Origin of the sequence: Actinacidiphila paucisporea, assembly GCF_900142575.1 — a bacterium.
GTDB lineage: Bacteria > Actinomycetota > Actinomycetes > Streptomycetales > Streptomycetaceae > Actinacidiphila > Actinacidiphila paucisporea.
This window is the reverse complement of sequence record NZ_FRBI01000002.1, coordinates 517,936-531,264: the sequence shown is the minus strand read 5'-3', so window position 1 is coordinate 531,264 and position 13,329 is coordinate 517,936. Positions and strand designations below refer to the sequence as shown.

The following is a 13,329-nucleotide window of genomic DNA, read 5'->3' as shown; positions in this document are numbered from 1 at the left end:
GCACCGCAGGGGGCTTACGCGGCGGCCGCCGCCAGGAAGTGGCGGAGGATCTGCTCGCCGGCGGCGACGCCGCCCGTGGTGAGGGCCGTGACGTGGGGGGCCGTCCAGCCGGTGTCGGCGAGTTCGCCGTGGCCCGGCGTCCAGCCGGAGTCCGCCGCCGAGAGGAGGTCGGCGTCCAGGAGGGAGTCGCCCGCGGCCAGGACGCGGTCCGCTCCGGTGCGGTGGACGACCTCGGCGAGGGCGGCGCTCTTGGACAGGGGCTTGGGGACGGCGTAGATCTTGCGGCCCTGGAGGGAGACGGTCCAGCCCAAGGGCTCGGCCCAGGCCGCGAGTTCCTTGACCCAGCCGCCGGGGAGGCGGTCGCGGTCGACGACGAGGTAGGCGAAGAGGTCCTCGGCGACGCGTTCCTTGCGGAGCCATTCGGGGTCCGCGGTGGCGGCGAGGTGGGCCCGCACCTCGGCGAGGGGAGCCGAGCCGTCGGCAAGCCGGCGGCGCATCTCGGCGTTCCAGTCGTGGTCGGTGCGACCGCCGGCCAGCAGGTGCCCCCCGTTCGCGCAGATCGCGTAACTCGGCTGCGGCCCGGGCAGGCTGATGCGGCGGTACTGCTTGCGCGTACGGGTCGTGGCGGGCACGAAGCGTACGGCGTCGGCGAGTTCGACCAGCAGTCGGCCGGCGGCCTCGGTCATGTAGGACAGCGGCCTGGCCTCGTGGACCTCGACGGTCAGCAGCCGGGGCGCGTCCTCGTCGGGCATGCCCAGGGCGAGTGCGGCGGCGGAGTAGATGAGGGTGCGGTCGAGGTCGCTGGCGACGATCGTCCGGCTGTGGGTGCGGTTCACCGGCCCGACACCGCCTTGCCGTCGGTGCCGGTGGCACCGCGGGTGTAGCGCGGGTGGATGAGGCCGACGCAGGAGTAGGGCAGGCCGTCGGTCTCCTCGACGGGCACCCCGCGCTGCGCGGCGAGCAGCCGCACGTGGTCGAGGTCGGCGCCGGCGCCGCGCTGGGCGAGGATCTTCCAGGGAACGCGGCGCAGCAGCACCCGGGTGGTCTCGCCGACGCCGGGCTTGACGAGGTTGATATCGCCGATGCCGTATTCCTCGCTGATCCGCTCGACGGCGGCCCAGCCGGCCCAGGTGGGCGAACGGTCCTGGGAGCGCAGCGACTTGACGTCCTCGGCGACGCCGTCGCCGACCGTGTCGAAGGCGGCGGTGACGGTGTCGAGGAAGAGCGCGGATACGTCCGCGCCGGCCAGGTCGCGGTAGAACTTGGCGCCGTGGAATTCGCCGGGCCCGATGAGGTCGGCACGCAGCACGGTGCGCGACACCAGCCCGGACACCGTGGAGTTGAGGCACGCGGAGGGGATCAGGAAGTCGTCGCGGGTGCCGTAGGTGGACACGCAGCCGCCGGGGTCGGCGAGGACGGCGATCTCCGGGCGGAAGCCGGGGAAGTCGGCCATGGCGTCGGCCAGTTCGCGGGTGATGGCGCCCTTGCCCGTCCAGCCGTCGACGAAGACGGCGTCGGCCGGGTCGTGGTGGGCGGCCAGCCAGCTCAGCGCGGCGCGGTCGATGCCGCGGCCACGGACGATGGAGACGGCGTAGTGCGGCAGGTCGAGGCCGTGGGTGTGCCTGGCCCAGCGGCGCATCAGCACGCCGACGGGGGTGCCTGCCCTGGCCAGTGACACCAGGACGGCGTCCGGGCCGCGTTCGGCGAGCACCAGTTCGGTGACGGCGCCGACGGCGCGGGCGATCCGCTCGGCCGAGGTGGCCAGCGCCGCCTTGAAGAGGTCCTGGTATTCCGGGCTGGGCTGGTATTCGACCGGCAGCGATTCCGCGTAGTGGGCGCCGCCGCTCTGTATGGCCTCCTCCCGCTCCTCGGTGGGCGCTTCGAGGGGGACGTCGGAGAGGTCCTTGAGCAGCCAGCCCACCTCGTCCGGCGCATACGATCCGAAGGCGGGTCCGCGCAGCGGCCGGGTGGATGCACTCATGGGGCCAGGGTTTCCGTTCGGTCGGTAGGAGGGCACGACGGCGAGCAGCACCGTCCGCGTGTGCGCGGCGAGTTGCGCGAGCAGCCCGTCGGGCGCGTGCAGGGCGGGGGTGTCGCCGGCGGAGTCGACGACGCAGAGCACGGCGTCGAAGTCGCCGCCCGCGACGTTGTACGCGTACCGCTCGCGCGATCCGTCGTCGGCGGGTCCGTCGTGCGCGGGGAAGACCAGGCGGCTGCGGATGGCGTAGCCGGGGTCGTCCACGGCGAGTACGGGTGAGCGGGTGGTGCTGGAGAAGTACGTCTCGGCGCCGCCGTGCGCTTCCAGTGCCTGCGCGAGCCGCAGGGGTGCGTACATCAGCTCCTCGTTGCCGAGGACGAGGACCCGGCGGGCGTCGGCGGGCAGGGCGGCGGACAGCCGGGCGCCCATCGCGGGCAGCGCGGCCTCCAGGCGCTCGCGGTGCGCGGGCAGGAAGCCGTGCCTGCCGCCGTCGGGTATCCCGGCGGGCCAGCCGAGATCGACCCGCACCGGGGGCGCCGCGGGGGCCTGCGGGGCCTGCGCTGGCCGGCAGGAGGCCACCAGGGCCTGCGCGCGGGCCAGCACGCCCTCGGGGAGGGTCACCGCCCCCGCGGCCGTCGACAGGACGTCCACGCGGGCGCCGAGCTCCGCGGCGGCGGCGCTGAGCCTGGCGTGGTCGGCCGGGGAGCGCATGTCGGTGAGCGCGACGACGACGTAGCGCTCGCGCGGGTGGCGGCGGTGCAGGTCGCGGACGGTGTTGAGGACGGTCTGCCCGGTGGAGAACTCGTCGTCGACCAGCACAAGCGGTCCGGTCCCGCCGAGCAGGCAGGGGTCCTCGGGAAGCAGCAGGTGGCCGGTGGCGTGGCTGTGCTCCTCCTCGAAGGCGCCGCCGGAGGCCATGCCGGGCACCTCGCGCCGGGTGGAGTGCAGGTAGGGCACGGCCCCGACGCCGTCGGCGACCGCGTGGCCGAGCCCGGTGGCGGTCTCGGCGTAGCCGACGACGACGGCCCTGGCGGCCTCCTGCTCGCCCAGCAGGGCGCGGACCCGCAGGCCGAGGTCGTAGGCGTGCCCGTAGACCGTGCCGGGGCGCTGCGGGACGTGCTTGCCGAGCACGTTCGACACGAGCAGGTGGGCCCGCTTGGGGTTGCGCCGCAGGGCCAGGCCCAGCAGGTCGCGCAGGTCCTCGCCGTGCGGTCCCGCACCGTGCAGCGCGATGCCGAGGCGGTCGGCGACCCACTGTCCTGTCCAGGGCGGTGTCGTCGTCAGCATGCGGTGGCGGTCTTCTTCCGTGGTTTCCATGATTACTACAAGGATGCCTGGTCAGGTCTGCGGCAGGCTGGCCGCGAGCAGCTCGACGAAGCTGATGCCCTCACGGGCGACCCCGAAGGCCTCGGCCCTGCGCAGGGTGCGCTCGGCCCAGGCCCGGTGCGGCTTGACCTCGTTCATCTTGTTCGTGTAAGCGGAGCGCAGGACCCCGCCGCCGCTGCGGTCCTCGTGCAGGATGTCGGCGGCGTCGGTGAACTCCTCGTGGGTGACCACGCTCAGCGCGTGCACGACGGGCACGTGGGTGGGGTGGATGCAGGTCTTGCCCTGGAGGCCGTTGGCGCGGTCCAGCTCGATCTCGCGCAGCAGGCCGTCCATGTCCCGCTCCAGCAGCGCCTCGCGCAGGTCCTCGGCCTCGGGGCTGAAGGGGCTGCGGCGCAGCTGCGGCTTGAACATCCGCTCCTGGTGGCGGAAGTATTCCCAGACCGGCCCGGTCACGACGAAGCCGCTGCCGTCGGCGCGGCCGAGCACGTTGACGACATCGGCGATCACCGCGGCGACGATCTGGACGTCGTAGGCGGTCATGGCGGGGGCGCGGCGCAGCCCGTAGGAGGAGCAGAAATCGGTCACGCCGAGTCGCAGAGCGAGCACCCGGTCGCGGAATTTGTCGACGGTGCGGGAGATGCCGTAGAGCGTCTCGACCCGGCTTTCCAGGTGCAGCAGCTCGGGCGACTCCAGGACCGGCATGGCGAAGAGCCGGCGGCCGCAGGCGACCTCCGCGGCGCTGAGCGCCTCCAGGAAGGGGACGCCGGTCTCCTCGGTGAATTTGGGCAGAACGAAGCCGGAGAGCAGCTCCACGCTGTCGCCGAGGCGCTCCACGAGGTCGCTGATCTGGGCGGGAGTGCGGACCCGGATGAAGAGCAGCGGGATCTCGCCGGACGCGCCGGGGCGGTCGGCCAGCTCACGGAACTGCCGGACGAGGTTGGCCTCGCCCGCGGGCACGTCCCGGTCGTCGATGGAGTCCTCCAGGCACAGCACCATGGACACGACCCCGCGGGCGGCCTGCTTGCGCACGTCGTCGGCGAGGGTGGTGCGGGTGCCGGGGCTGTAGAGGGTGGCCCCGAGGGCGGCCGCGAGGGTGTGCGCCGGTGAGTCGGCTGTGAACTCCTGCGGCTCGCGGTGGAACAGTTCATCCCTCGTCTCCGCGGCGAGGTGTCCGAAGTGTCGCATTGCGCCCCCTTTCAACATACGGGCCTTGAGGACATCTGGCCGATTATCGTACGGGCGAGCATGCGACAGACGTTCCCTTCCCGCGTGAAATACAAGTAACCGCCGCAGGTCCACCATGTGACCTTCCGCGGGCCGGGGGCAAACGGTGCGCCCGCGCGGCGGCCCGCCGGACATGTCACGTTACGGACGATCTTCCGGCCGACCGGCCCCCGGCGTTGTGGCCCGCCCGGTGGGAAGGGCAGGATGACGGGCATGACGCACGTGATGGTGAAGGGCTCGAACGTCCCCCTCGACGCCCCGGGCATCAGGGCGGTGCTGCGCTGGAGCCCCGGCTCCGGCACGCCGGACGTGGACGCCTCCGTGCTGCTGCTCGGCAGCGACGGCCGGGTGCGCTCGGACGACGACTTCGTCTTCTACAACGAGCCGCGGCACCCCTCCGGGTTGGCCCGCCACCTGCCCAAGCAGCGGGTCGCCGAGGGCCTGACCGACACCGTGGAGGTCGACCTGGCCGCGCTGGAGGCCGGGATCGACCGGGTGGTGATCGCCGCCTCCTGCGACGGCGGGTCCTTCCGGCAGGTCCGCGACCTGTGCGTGCTGCTGTACGACACCTCGGGGCCCCGGCACGCCCCGCTGGTCACCTTCGACGTCCACCCGGACACCGGCGGTGAGACCGCGCTGAACTGCGGCGAGCTGTACCGCAAGGACGGCGGCTGGAAATTCCGGGCGGTCGGGCAGGGCTACACGACCGGCCTGGTGGGCCTGGCCACCGAGTTCGGCATCACGGTGGACGACATGGAGCCGGACGCCGACCGCGCCGACCCGCCCGCCCAGCCCCAGGGCGCTCCGTCCCAGGCCTCGGAGCCCACCAGGGCCCAGCAGCCCGACCTCGGGCCGACCAGCGCCTACGGCTACCCGCTGCCGTCCCCCGCGGGCGGTCACGTGCCCGCACAGCCCGCCTACGGCTACCCGCAGCCCGTCGCCGCCGTGCCGCCCCCGCCGACCGCCCCGCCGGTGCACCAGCAGCCGCAGCCGGGATATCCGGCGTACGGCTACCCGCAGCCGGTCGGCGCGGCCGCGGCGGCGGGCGGCGCCACGGCCTTCACGCTGCCCCCGCAGGGCCCGCAGTTCCAGCCCGGTCGCTGAGACCGGTCACACCTTGGACTTGTAGCCGCGGCCCCACTGGAGCCCCCAGCCGTACAGCCGGTCGATCTCGGCCTGGAAGCCGTAGATGTACTTGACCTCGCGGCGCACGGTCAGCTCGCCCTTGTGGTTCTCGATCAGCACCACCGCGCAGGAGCGGGCCTGCGGCTCCCGCTCGGTCAGCGGGATCTCGATCCGCGGGCCGGAGCCGGGGAAGATCTCCACCTTGGCGTGGGTGCGGTCGAAGGCGGGCGTGCCGTCGTAGATGTACACGAAGACCAGCAGCCGCTTGAACTCGTCGCGCTTGTCGAAGTTGATGTAGAGCGTCTCGCCCGAGGTGCCGCCGAAGCGGTCGTCGCCGCTCATCTGGATGTACGGCGGCGCGTCGAGGTCGCCGAGGAAGTTGCCCAGCGGCTGGACGACGCCCTTGGAGCCGTCGGCCAGCTCGTACATGCACGCCAGGTCCAGGTCGACGTTGACCATCGCCGGTCCGGCCGCCTGCACCACCTGCGGCCGGAAGATGTCGAACTGGCGGCGCAGGAAGCCGCGTTTGTCACTGTGCCAGCCGCCGGTGTCCGACGTGCGCATCGACCACGACAGGTTGACGCGCATGTTGCCGACCGCGGCGCCGTTCTTGGTCAGCGACACCACGGGATGCCGTTTGGTCAGCTCCACCGTGTGCGCGTTCGCGACGTCGAACTGGCCGGCGCCGCTCGGCCGGAAGAAGTCCCACCACGCCATCTGCCGCCACCCCTCCCCTACTTGCCCGCACACACCGCTGCCCCCGCCGGACGACGGGGGCAGCTCTCGCCGTACGACCGGTCACACGCCGGTCGTGATCTCCGACTTGTCGTCCGACTGGGATCCTTCCCCGACACGGCGGTTGCGTACCACCGACGACCAGTACGAAGCGGCGATCAGCACCACGCCGACCAGGCCGGTGATCACCTCGCTGACGTTGTACTTGATCGTGATCAGCAGGATGACCGACAGTGCGCCGATCGCGTAGTGCGCGCCGTGCTCCAGGTAGACGTAGTCGTCCAGGGTGCCCTTGCGGACCAGGAAGACGGTCAGCGACCTGATGTACATCGCGCCGATGCCGAGGCCGAGTGCGATCTCGAAGATGTCGTTGCTGATGGCGAAGGCGCCGACGACACCGTCGAAGGAGAAGGAGGCGTCGATGACCTCCAGGTAAAGGAACATGAAGAAGGCGGCCTTGCCGGCCAGGCCCGCGACCTGTCCCGCGGTGGGGCCGCTGCCGGCCGGCTGCGCGGCCTGCTCGCCGTCCCCGGCCTCCTCGGCGTCGTCCTCGTCCTCGTCCTCTTCGAGGCGCTCCTCGAAGAAGCCGGAGACGCCGCCGACCACGAGGTAGGTGATCAGACCCCCGACACCGGCGAGCAGCACCGTCTCCGCCTTGTCGATCGTGCCGTGCCCGCCGTGCACCGGCACGCCGGTGGCGACCGTGGTGGCCACGATGACCAGGGCGATCAGCGCGATCGCGACCGAGAGCATGTCCAGCTTGCCGAGCTTGGCCAGCGGCTTCTCCAGCCAGCCGAGCCAGGTGATCTCGCGCTCCTCGAAGATGAAGTCCAGGAAGATCATCAGCAGGAACATCCCGCCGAAGGCCGCGATGGCCGGGTGCGCTCCGGTGACCAGCGCCTCGTAGCGGTCGTGGTCGTTGATCGCGACCTTGACGGCCTCCCACGGGCTCAGTTTCGCGGTGATCGCCACGATGATGATCGGGAAGACCAGCCGCATGCCGAAGACCGCGATGAGCACGCCGACGGTGAGGAACATCTTCTGCCAGAAGCGGTTCAGCTTCCGCAGGATGCCCGCGTTGATCACGGCGTTGTCGAAGGAGAGGGAGATCTCAAGGATGGACAGGATCGCGACGATCGCGAGTCCCTTCCCTCCCCAGAGCACGAAGGCCAGGACCAAGCCGGCGGCTGTGATGCCGAGCGACCAGCCGAAAGTTCTGAGGAGCACGAGCTTCCCACCCAATCCTTGTGACCTGTGACCACGAGGTTCCCCGCGCGGTACGCGGCTTTACGAAACGTTGACCCCGAAGTCTAGGGCGATGCCGCGTAGTCCGGACGCGTACCCCTGCCCTACGGCTCTGAACTTCCACTCGCCGCCGTATCGGTACAGCTCGCCGAAGATCATCGCGGTCTCCGTCGAGGCGTCCTCCGTCAGGTCGTAACGGGCCAGCTCGGCGCCGTCCGACTGGTTGAGCACCCGGATGTAGGCGTCGCTGACCTGCCCGAACGTCTGCACCCGGGCATCCGCGTCGTAGATCGAGACCGGGAAGACGATCTTGTCGACCTGCGGCGGGACCAGCGTCAGGTCCACCAGGATCGTCTCGTCGTCACCACCGCTGCCGCCGGTCAGATCGTCGCCGGTGTGCTCGACCGAGCCCTCCGGGGACTTGAGGTTGTTGTAGAAGACGAAGAAGTCGTCCCCCAGCACCCGGCCGTTGCCGCACAGCAGCGCGCTGGCGTCCAGGTCGAAGTCGGCCCCGGTGGTCGAACGGGCCCTCCAGCCCAGGCCGATCTGCACCCGGGTGAGATTCGGCGCGGCCTTGGACAGGGAGACGTTGCCTCCCTTGGCGAGCGTGACGCCCATGGTGGTCCTTTCCCCCTTGGCGGGTGCTGCTCAGACGTTGACGCCGAAGTCCTGCGCGATGCCCCGCAGGCCCGAGGCGTAGCCCTGGCCGATGGCGCGGAATTTCCACTCGCCGCCGTGCCGGTACAGCTCGCCGAAGACCATCGCGGTCTCCGTCGAGGCGTCCTCGGTCAGGTCGTAGCGGGCCAGCTCGCGCTGGTCCGCCGCGTTCAGCACCCGGATGTAGGCGTTGCGCACCTGGCCGAAGCTCTGCTGGCGCGACTCGGCCTCGTAGATGGACACCGGGAAGACGATCTTCACGACGTCGGCGGGCACCCCGGCGAGGTTGACGTTGATGACCTCGTCGTCGCCCTCGCCCTCACCCGTGAGGTTGTCACCGGTGTGCTCGACCGAGCCGTCCGGGCTGCGCAGGTTGTTGAAGAACACGAAGTGCTGGTCCGACAGCACCTTGCCGGTCTCGTTCGTCAGCAGCGCGCTCGCGTCGAGGTCGAAGTCGGATCCGGTGGTCGTCCTCGCGTCCCAGCCCAGACCGACGACGACCGCCGTGAGATTGGGGGCCTCCTTGGTCAGCGAGACGTTGCCACCCTTGCTCAGGCTGACTCCCACGAGTCCTCCCCTATCGTTCGATGTGTACGTGTGGCCGCCGGGCCGATGTGCCCGATCAACGAGCCGAGCTTAGTGACCGGTTCCCCCGGACCGCACCGCTTCCAGCGCCTTTACGTACTCATGAAGGTCGCGCGCGTCGGGCAGTTCGTTGACCACGGACCACCTGACGATGCCGCCGCGGTCGATCACGAAGGTGCCGCGCAGGGCGCAGCCCTTGTCCTCGGCGAACACCCCGTATGCGCGGGCGGCCGCGCCGTGCGGCCAGAAGTCGGAGAGCAGCGGGAGGTCGAGTGCCTCCTGGTCCGAGAAGACCCGCTGGGTGTGCATGGAGTCGCAGGAGACGGCGAGGATCTGCGCGTCCTCGCGCTCGAAGGCCGCCGACTGGGCCTGCAGCGCCTGCAGCTCACCGGCGCACACTCCGGTGAACGAGAAGGGGTAGAACACCAGCACGACGTTCTTCCGGCCGCGGAAGTCCGCAAGGCCGACCGTGCGGCCGTGCTGGTCGGGCAGCGCGAAGTCCGCTGCCGCGGTTCCGATTGCGCTCATGGCGCGAGCATCCCTCCTCGGGGGTGCCGCACGCCCTGCCGGGCTCGGGCTGCCCCCGGACTTCCCGCCGGTGGCGGGCTTGTCGCGCGGTTCCCCGCGCCCCTGGTCGTTGCCCTCTGGGAGAGGCCGAGCTGTTTAAGGGCGCGGGGAACCGCGCGGCCGGCCAGGCAAGTGGTACGCGGCCGACGGCAGCACCCCCGAAACGGGGGGCCGGGAAACCGTCGACCGCCGAGGCCGGGGTCAGCGCTTGCCGGCGCGGGCCGTCTTGGGGGTCACGAGGCGGCTGCCGGTCCAGTCCTTGGCAGCGTTGACGCTGCTGGTCTGTGCGAGACCGGCCGTCTGCGCCGCCTCACCGATCTCGCTGGGCTCGACGTGGCCGTCACGGCCCGTCTTGGGGGTCATCAGCCAGATCGGGGCGCCGGGGTCGACGGTCGACGTGGCGTCGACCAGCGCGTCGGTGAGGTCGCCGTCGTCCTCGCGGAACCACAGCAGGACGGCGTCGGGCACGTCGTCGTAATCCTCATCGGCGAGCTCCTCGCCCGTGAGCTCCTCGATCCCCTCGCGAAGCTCCTGGTCGCAGTCCTCGTCGTACCCGAGCTCCTGGACCACCTGTCCGGGCTCGAAACCAAGCCGGCTCGCCGGGTTGGTCCGCTCCTCCGCGTGGTCCGCGGTCGCGCTCACGCTTTGCCTCCTGTCATGGGGACTGTCGGTTCGTCTCAGTCCAGTGTGTGCCCGCGCGCACGCGGACTTATTGGCGGTAGTCCACACGGGCGCGGCGGATCGCGCAAGTACCCGGCGTACGAGACCGCCGAAACAGTGACGATTCGACCGTGTCGCCGCAACCCGTACCCCCCATGGTGACGCAGCTCACGACGGTTTGCCGGTGTTGCGCACGATTGGCGCCGCCAGTCGGCCGTACGTCCGAGTGGGCGTAGAGTTCAGGTTTGGCCGCAGGGGCGACCACCGGTCCCGCAGCCGCCGTCCCGCAGGCCCTGCGGTTACCACTGGGTAGAGATGACGTTTCGCGCAGCGCGGTACACGATGGATGCGGCGCGGCCCAGTAGAGCACCGAGCACCGACGAGCAGCAAAGGAAAAGCGTGGCTTCCGGATCCGATCGCAACCCGATCATCATTGGCGGCCTTCCCAGCCAGGTCCCGGATTTCGATCCCGAGGAGACGGCGGAATGGCTGGACTCGCTGGACGCGGCCATCGACGAGCGCGGCCGTGAGCGTGCCCGCTACCTGATGCTGCGCCTCATCGAACGCGCCCGCGAGAAGCGGGTGGCGGTGCCCGAGATGCGCAGCAGCGACTACGTGAACACCATCGCGACCAAGGACGAGCCGTTCTTCCCCGGCAACGAGGAGATCGAGCGCCGCATCCTGAACGCGACCCGGTGGAACGCCGCGGTGATGGTCTCCCGCGCGCAGCGCCCCGGTATCGGTGTCGGCGGGCACATCGCGACCTTCGCGTCGTCCGCCTCGCTCTACGACGTGGGCTTCAACCACTTCTTCCGCGGCAAGGACGACGGCCGCGGCGGCGACCAGATCTTCTTCCAGGGCCACGCCTCGCCGGGCATCTACGCCCGCGCCTTCCTGCTCGACCGGCTGAGCGAGGCGCAGCTCGACGCCTTCCGGCAGGAGAAGTCCAAGGCGCCCCACGGGCTGTCCAGCTACCCGCACCCGCGGCTGATGCCGGACTTCTGGGAGTTCCCGACCGTGTCCATGGGCCTGGGCCCGCTGGGCGCGATCTACCAGGCCAGGATGAACCGCTACATGGAGGCGCGCGGCATCGCCGACACCTCCGCGTCGCACGTGTGGGCCTTCCTCGGCGACGGCGAGATGGACGAGCCCGAGTCGCTGGGCCAGCTGTCCATCGCCGCCCGCGAGGGCCTGGACAACCTGACCTTCGTGGTCAACTGCAACCTGCAGCGGCTCGACGGCCCGGTACGCGGCAACGGCAAGATCATCCAGGAGCTGGAGTCGCAGTTCCGCGGCGCCGGCTGGAACGTGATCAAGCTCGTCTGGGACCGCTCCTGGGACCCGCTGCTGGCCCAGGACCGCGACGGCCTGCTGGTCAACAAGATGAACATCACGCCGGACGGGCAGTTCCAGACGTACGCCACCGAGACCGGTGCGTACATCCGCGAGCACTTCTTCGGCGACGACCAGCGGCTGCGCAAGATGGTCGAGGACCTCACCGACGAGCAGATCCTGCACCTCGGGCGCGGCGGCCACGACCACCGCAAGGTCTTCGCGGCCTACACCGCGGCCATGGAGCACAAGGGCCAGCCGACGGTGATCCTCGCCCAGACCATCAAGGGCTGGACGCTGGGACCGAACTTCGAGGGCCGCAACGCGACCCACCAGATGAAGAAGCTCACGGTCGACGACCTCAAGCGCTTCCGGGACCGGCTGCACCTGCCGATCACCGACCGGCAGCTGGACGAGGGCTACCCGCCCTACTACCACCCGGGCCGGGACTCCGAGGAGATCCAGTACATGCACGACCACCGCAAGGCCTGCGGTGGCTACGTACCGACCCGGATCGTCCGCGCCAAGCCGCTGCCGCTGCCGGACGACAAGGCCTACGCGACGGCGAAGAAGGGCTCGGGACAGCAGTCCATCGCCACCACGATGGCCTTCGTGCGGGTGCTCAAGGACCTGATGCGGGACAAGGAGATCGGCAAGCGGTTCGTGCTGATCGCCCCCGACGAGTACCGCACCTTCGGCATGGACGCGTTCTTCCCGAGCGCGAAGATCTACAACCCGCTGGGCCAGCAGTACGAGTCGGTCGACCGCGAGCTGCTGCTGGCGTACAAGGAGTCGCCGACCGGGCAGATGCTGCACGACGGCATCTCCGAGGCGGGCTGTACGGCGTCGCTCATCGCCGCGGGTTCGGCGTACGCCACCCACGGCGAGCCGCTGATCCCGGTCTACGTCTTCTACTCGATGTTCGGTTTCCAGCGCACCGGTGACCAGTTCTGGCAGATGGCCGACCAGCTGGCCCGCGGCTTCGTGCTGGGCGCCACCGCCGGACGGACCACCCTCACGGGTGAAGGCCTGCAGCACGCCGACGGCCACTCCCAGCTGCTGGCGTCCACCAACCCGGCCTGTGTCGCCTACGACCCGGCCTACGGCTACGAGATCGCGCACATCGTGCAGGACGGCCTGCGCCGGATGTACGGCCCGACCGCCGACGGCAGGCCCGGCGAGGACGTCTTCTACTACCTGACCGTCTACAACGAGCCGATCCAGCACCCGGCCGAGCCCGCCGACGTGGACGTCGAGGGCATCCTCAAGGGCGTCTACCGCTTCAAGTCCGGCGAGTCCGGCGCCATCCCGGCGCAGATCATGGCGTCCGGCGTGGCCGTGCCGTGGGCGGTCGAGGCGCAGCGGCTGCTCGCCGCCGAGTGGAACGTCCGGGCCGACGTGTGGTCCGCGACGTCCTGGAACGAGCTGCGGCGCGACGCCGTGGCCGTCGAGGAGCACAACCTGCTGCACCCCGAGGAGGAGCAGCAGGTCCCGTACGTGACCCGGAAGCTCTCCGGGGCGCAGGGGCCGTTCGTGGCGGTCTCCGACTGGATGCGCGCGGTGCCCGACCAGATCGCCCGCTGGGTGCCCGGCCGCTACACCTCGCTGGGCGCGGACGGTTTCGGCTTCGCCGACACGCGCGGGGCCGCACGCCGTTTCTTCCACATCGACGCGCAGTCGATCGTGCTGGCGGTGCTCACCGAGCTGGCCCGCGACGGGAAGATCGACCGGTCGGTGCTCAAGCAGGCCGTGGACCGGTATCAGCTGCTCGACGTGGCCGCGGCCGACCCCGGCGCGGCCGGCGGCGACGCCTGACGCACCGCTCGCGGAGCCCCGGACCGGCAGCACGCCGGCCGGGGCTCCGGCGTTTTCCGGCCACCACCTCTTTCCGGAAA

Annotated in this window: 11 protein-coding genes; 2 read left to right on the top strand and 9 right to left on the bottom strand. The window is 70.8% G+C overall.

Annotated elements, in window-relative coordinates:
* Positions 1-14: 14 nt before the first annotated feature.
* The 3 genes from BUE44_RS05435 to BUE44_RS05425 are packed head-to-tail and all read right to left on the bottom strand — an operon-like array spanning position 15 to position 4,489.
* Complete coding sequence (locus BUE44_RS05435; RefSeq protein WP_200804334.1) at positions 15-836, bottom strand: HAD family hydrolase; 822 nt, start codon at positions 834-836, stop codon at positions 15-17.
* A complete protein-coding gene (locus BUE44_RS05430; RefSeq protein ID WP_235001912.1) occupies positions 833-3,295 on the bottom strand; it encodes a phosphoribosyltransferase in 2,463 nt (820 codons plus the stop codon). Before BUE44_RS05430 ends, BUE44_RS05435 begins: the two co-directional genes overlap by 4 nt.
* A gap of 21 nt (positions 3,296-3,316) precedes the next feature.
* Positions 3,317-4,489 carry an HpcH/HpaI aldolase/citrate lyase family protein gene (locus BUE44_RS05425; RefSeq protein ID WP_073494239.1) on the bottom strand — a complete coding sequence of 391 codons (1,173 nt, stop codon included), beginning with the start codon at positions 4,487-4,489 and terminating at the stop codon, positions 3,317-3,319.
* A 252-nt stretch (positions 4,490-4,741) separates the two neighbouring features.
* Here BUE44_RS05425 and BUE44_RS05420 point away from each other — a divergent pair, with 252 nt between their 5' ends.
* Positions 4,742-5,632, top strand: coding sequence for a TerD family protein (locus BUE44_RS05420; RefSeq protein ID WP_200804333.1), 891 nt, complete (start codon positions 4,742-4,744; stop codon positions 5,630-5,632).
* Between the two features lie 6 nt (positions 5,633-5,638).
* On the opposite strand, the gene BUE44_RS05415 is transcribed toward BUE44_RS05420, so the two are convergent.
* From BUE44_RS05415 to BUE44_RS05390, 6 genes are all read right to left on the bottom strand, one after another.
* On the bottom strand, positions 5,639-6,370 hold the full coding sequence (locus BUE44_RS05415) for a TerD family protein (protein WP_073494235.1): 732 nt from the start codon (positions 6,368-6,370) through the stop codon (positions 5,639-5,641).
* An 81-nt stretch (positions 6,371-6,451) separates the two neighbouring features.
* Positions 6,452-7,615: a DUF475 domain-containing protein gene (locus tag BUE44_RS05410; RefSeq protein WP_073494233.1), complete on the bottom strand. Its 1,164-nt coding sequence runs from the start codon at positions 7,613-7,615 to the stop codon at positions 6,452-6,454.
* 60 nt (positions 7,616-7,675) lie between these two features.
* Positions 7,676-8,251 (bottom strand): TerD family protein, encoded by a 576-nt coding sequence (locus BUE44_RS05405; RefSeq protein ID WP_073494231.1) that lies wholly within the window; start codon positions 8,249-8,251, stop codon positions 7,676-7,678.
* Positions 8,252-8,281: 30 nt separating this feature from the next.
* A complete protein-coding gene (locus tag BUE44_RS05400; protein WP_073494229.1) occupies positions 8,282-8,857 on the bottom strand; it encodes a TerD family protein in 576 nt (191 codons plus the stop codon).
* Between the two features lie 69 nt (positions 8,858-8,926).
* Entirely contained in the window at positions 8,927-9,403 is a 477-nt protein-coding gene (locus BUE44_RS05395; protein WP_073494227.1) for a peroxiredoxin, read from the bottom strand.
* Between the two features lie 240 nt (positions 9,404-9,643).
* The gene (locus tag BUE44_RS05390; protein WP_073494225.1) at positions 9,644-10,084 is read right to left on the bottom strand and encodes a DUF3052 domain-containing protein; all 441 of its coding nucleotides are present in this window, start codon (positions 10,082-10,084) and stop codon (positions 9,644-9,646) included.
* Between the two features lie 417 nt (positions 10,085-10,501).
* Here BUE44_RS05390 and aceE point away from each other — a divergent pair, with 417 nt between their 5' ends.
* Complete coding sequence (aceE, locus tag BUE44_RS05385; RefSeq protein ID WP_073494223.1) at positions 10,502-13,249, top strand: pyruvate dehydrogenase (acetyl-transferring), homodimeric type; 2,748 nt, start codon at positions 10,502-10,504, stop codon at positions 13,247-13,249.
* The last annotated feature ends 80 nt before the right edge of the window (positions 13,250-13,329 follow it).

Coding starts and splice junctions, on each gene's coding strand:
- BUE44_RS05420 (WP_200804333.1), top strand. CDS start 4,742: ATGACGCACGTGATGGTGAAGGGCTCGAACGTCCCCCTCGACGCCCCG.
- BUE44_RS05405 (WP_073494231.1), bottom strand. CDS start 8,251: ATGGGCGTCACGCTCGCCAAGGGAGGCAACGTCTCCCTGTCCAAGGCC.
- BUE44_RS05425 (WP_073494239.1), bottom strand. CDS start 4,489: ATGCGACACTTCGGACACCTCGCCGCGGAGACGAGGGATGAACTGTTC.
- BUE44_RS05430 (WP_235001912.1), bottom strand. CDS start 3,295: ATGGAAACCACGGAAGAAGACCGCCACCGCATGCTGACGACGACACCG.
- BUE44_RS05395 (WP_073494227.1), bottom strand. CDS start 9,403: ATGAGCGCAATCGGAACCGCGGCAGCGGACTTCGCGCTGCCCGACCAG.
- BUE44_RS05415 (WP_073494235.1), bottom strand. CDS start 6,370: ATGGCGTGGTGGGACTTCTTCCGGCCGAGCGGCGCCGGCCAGTTCGAC.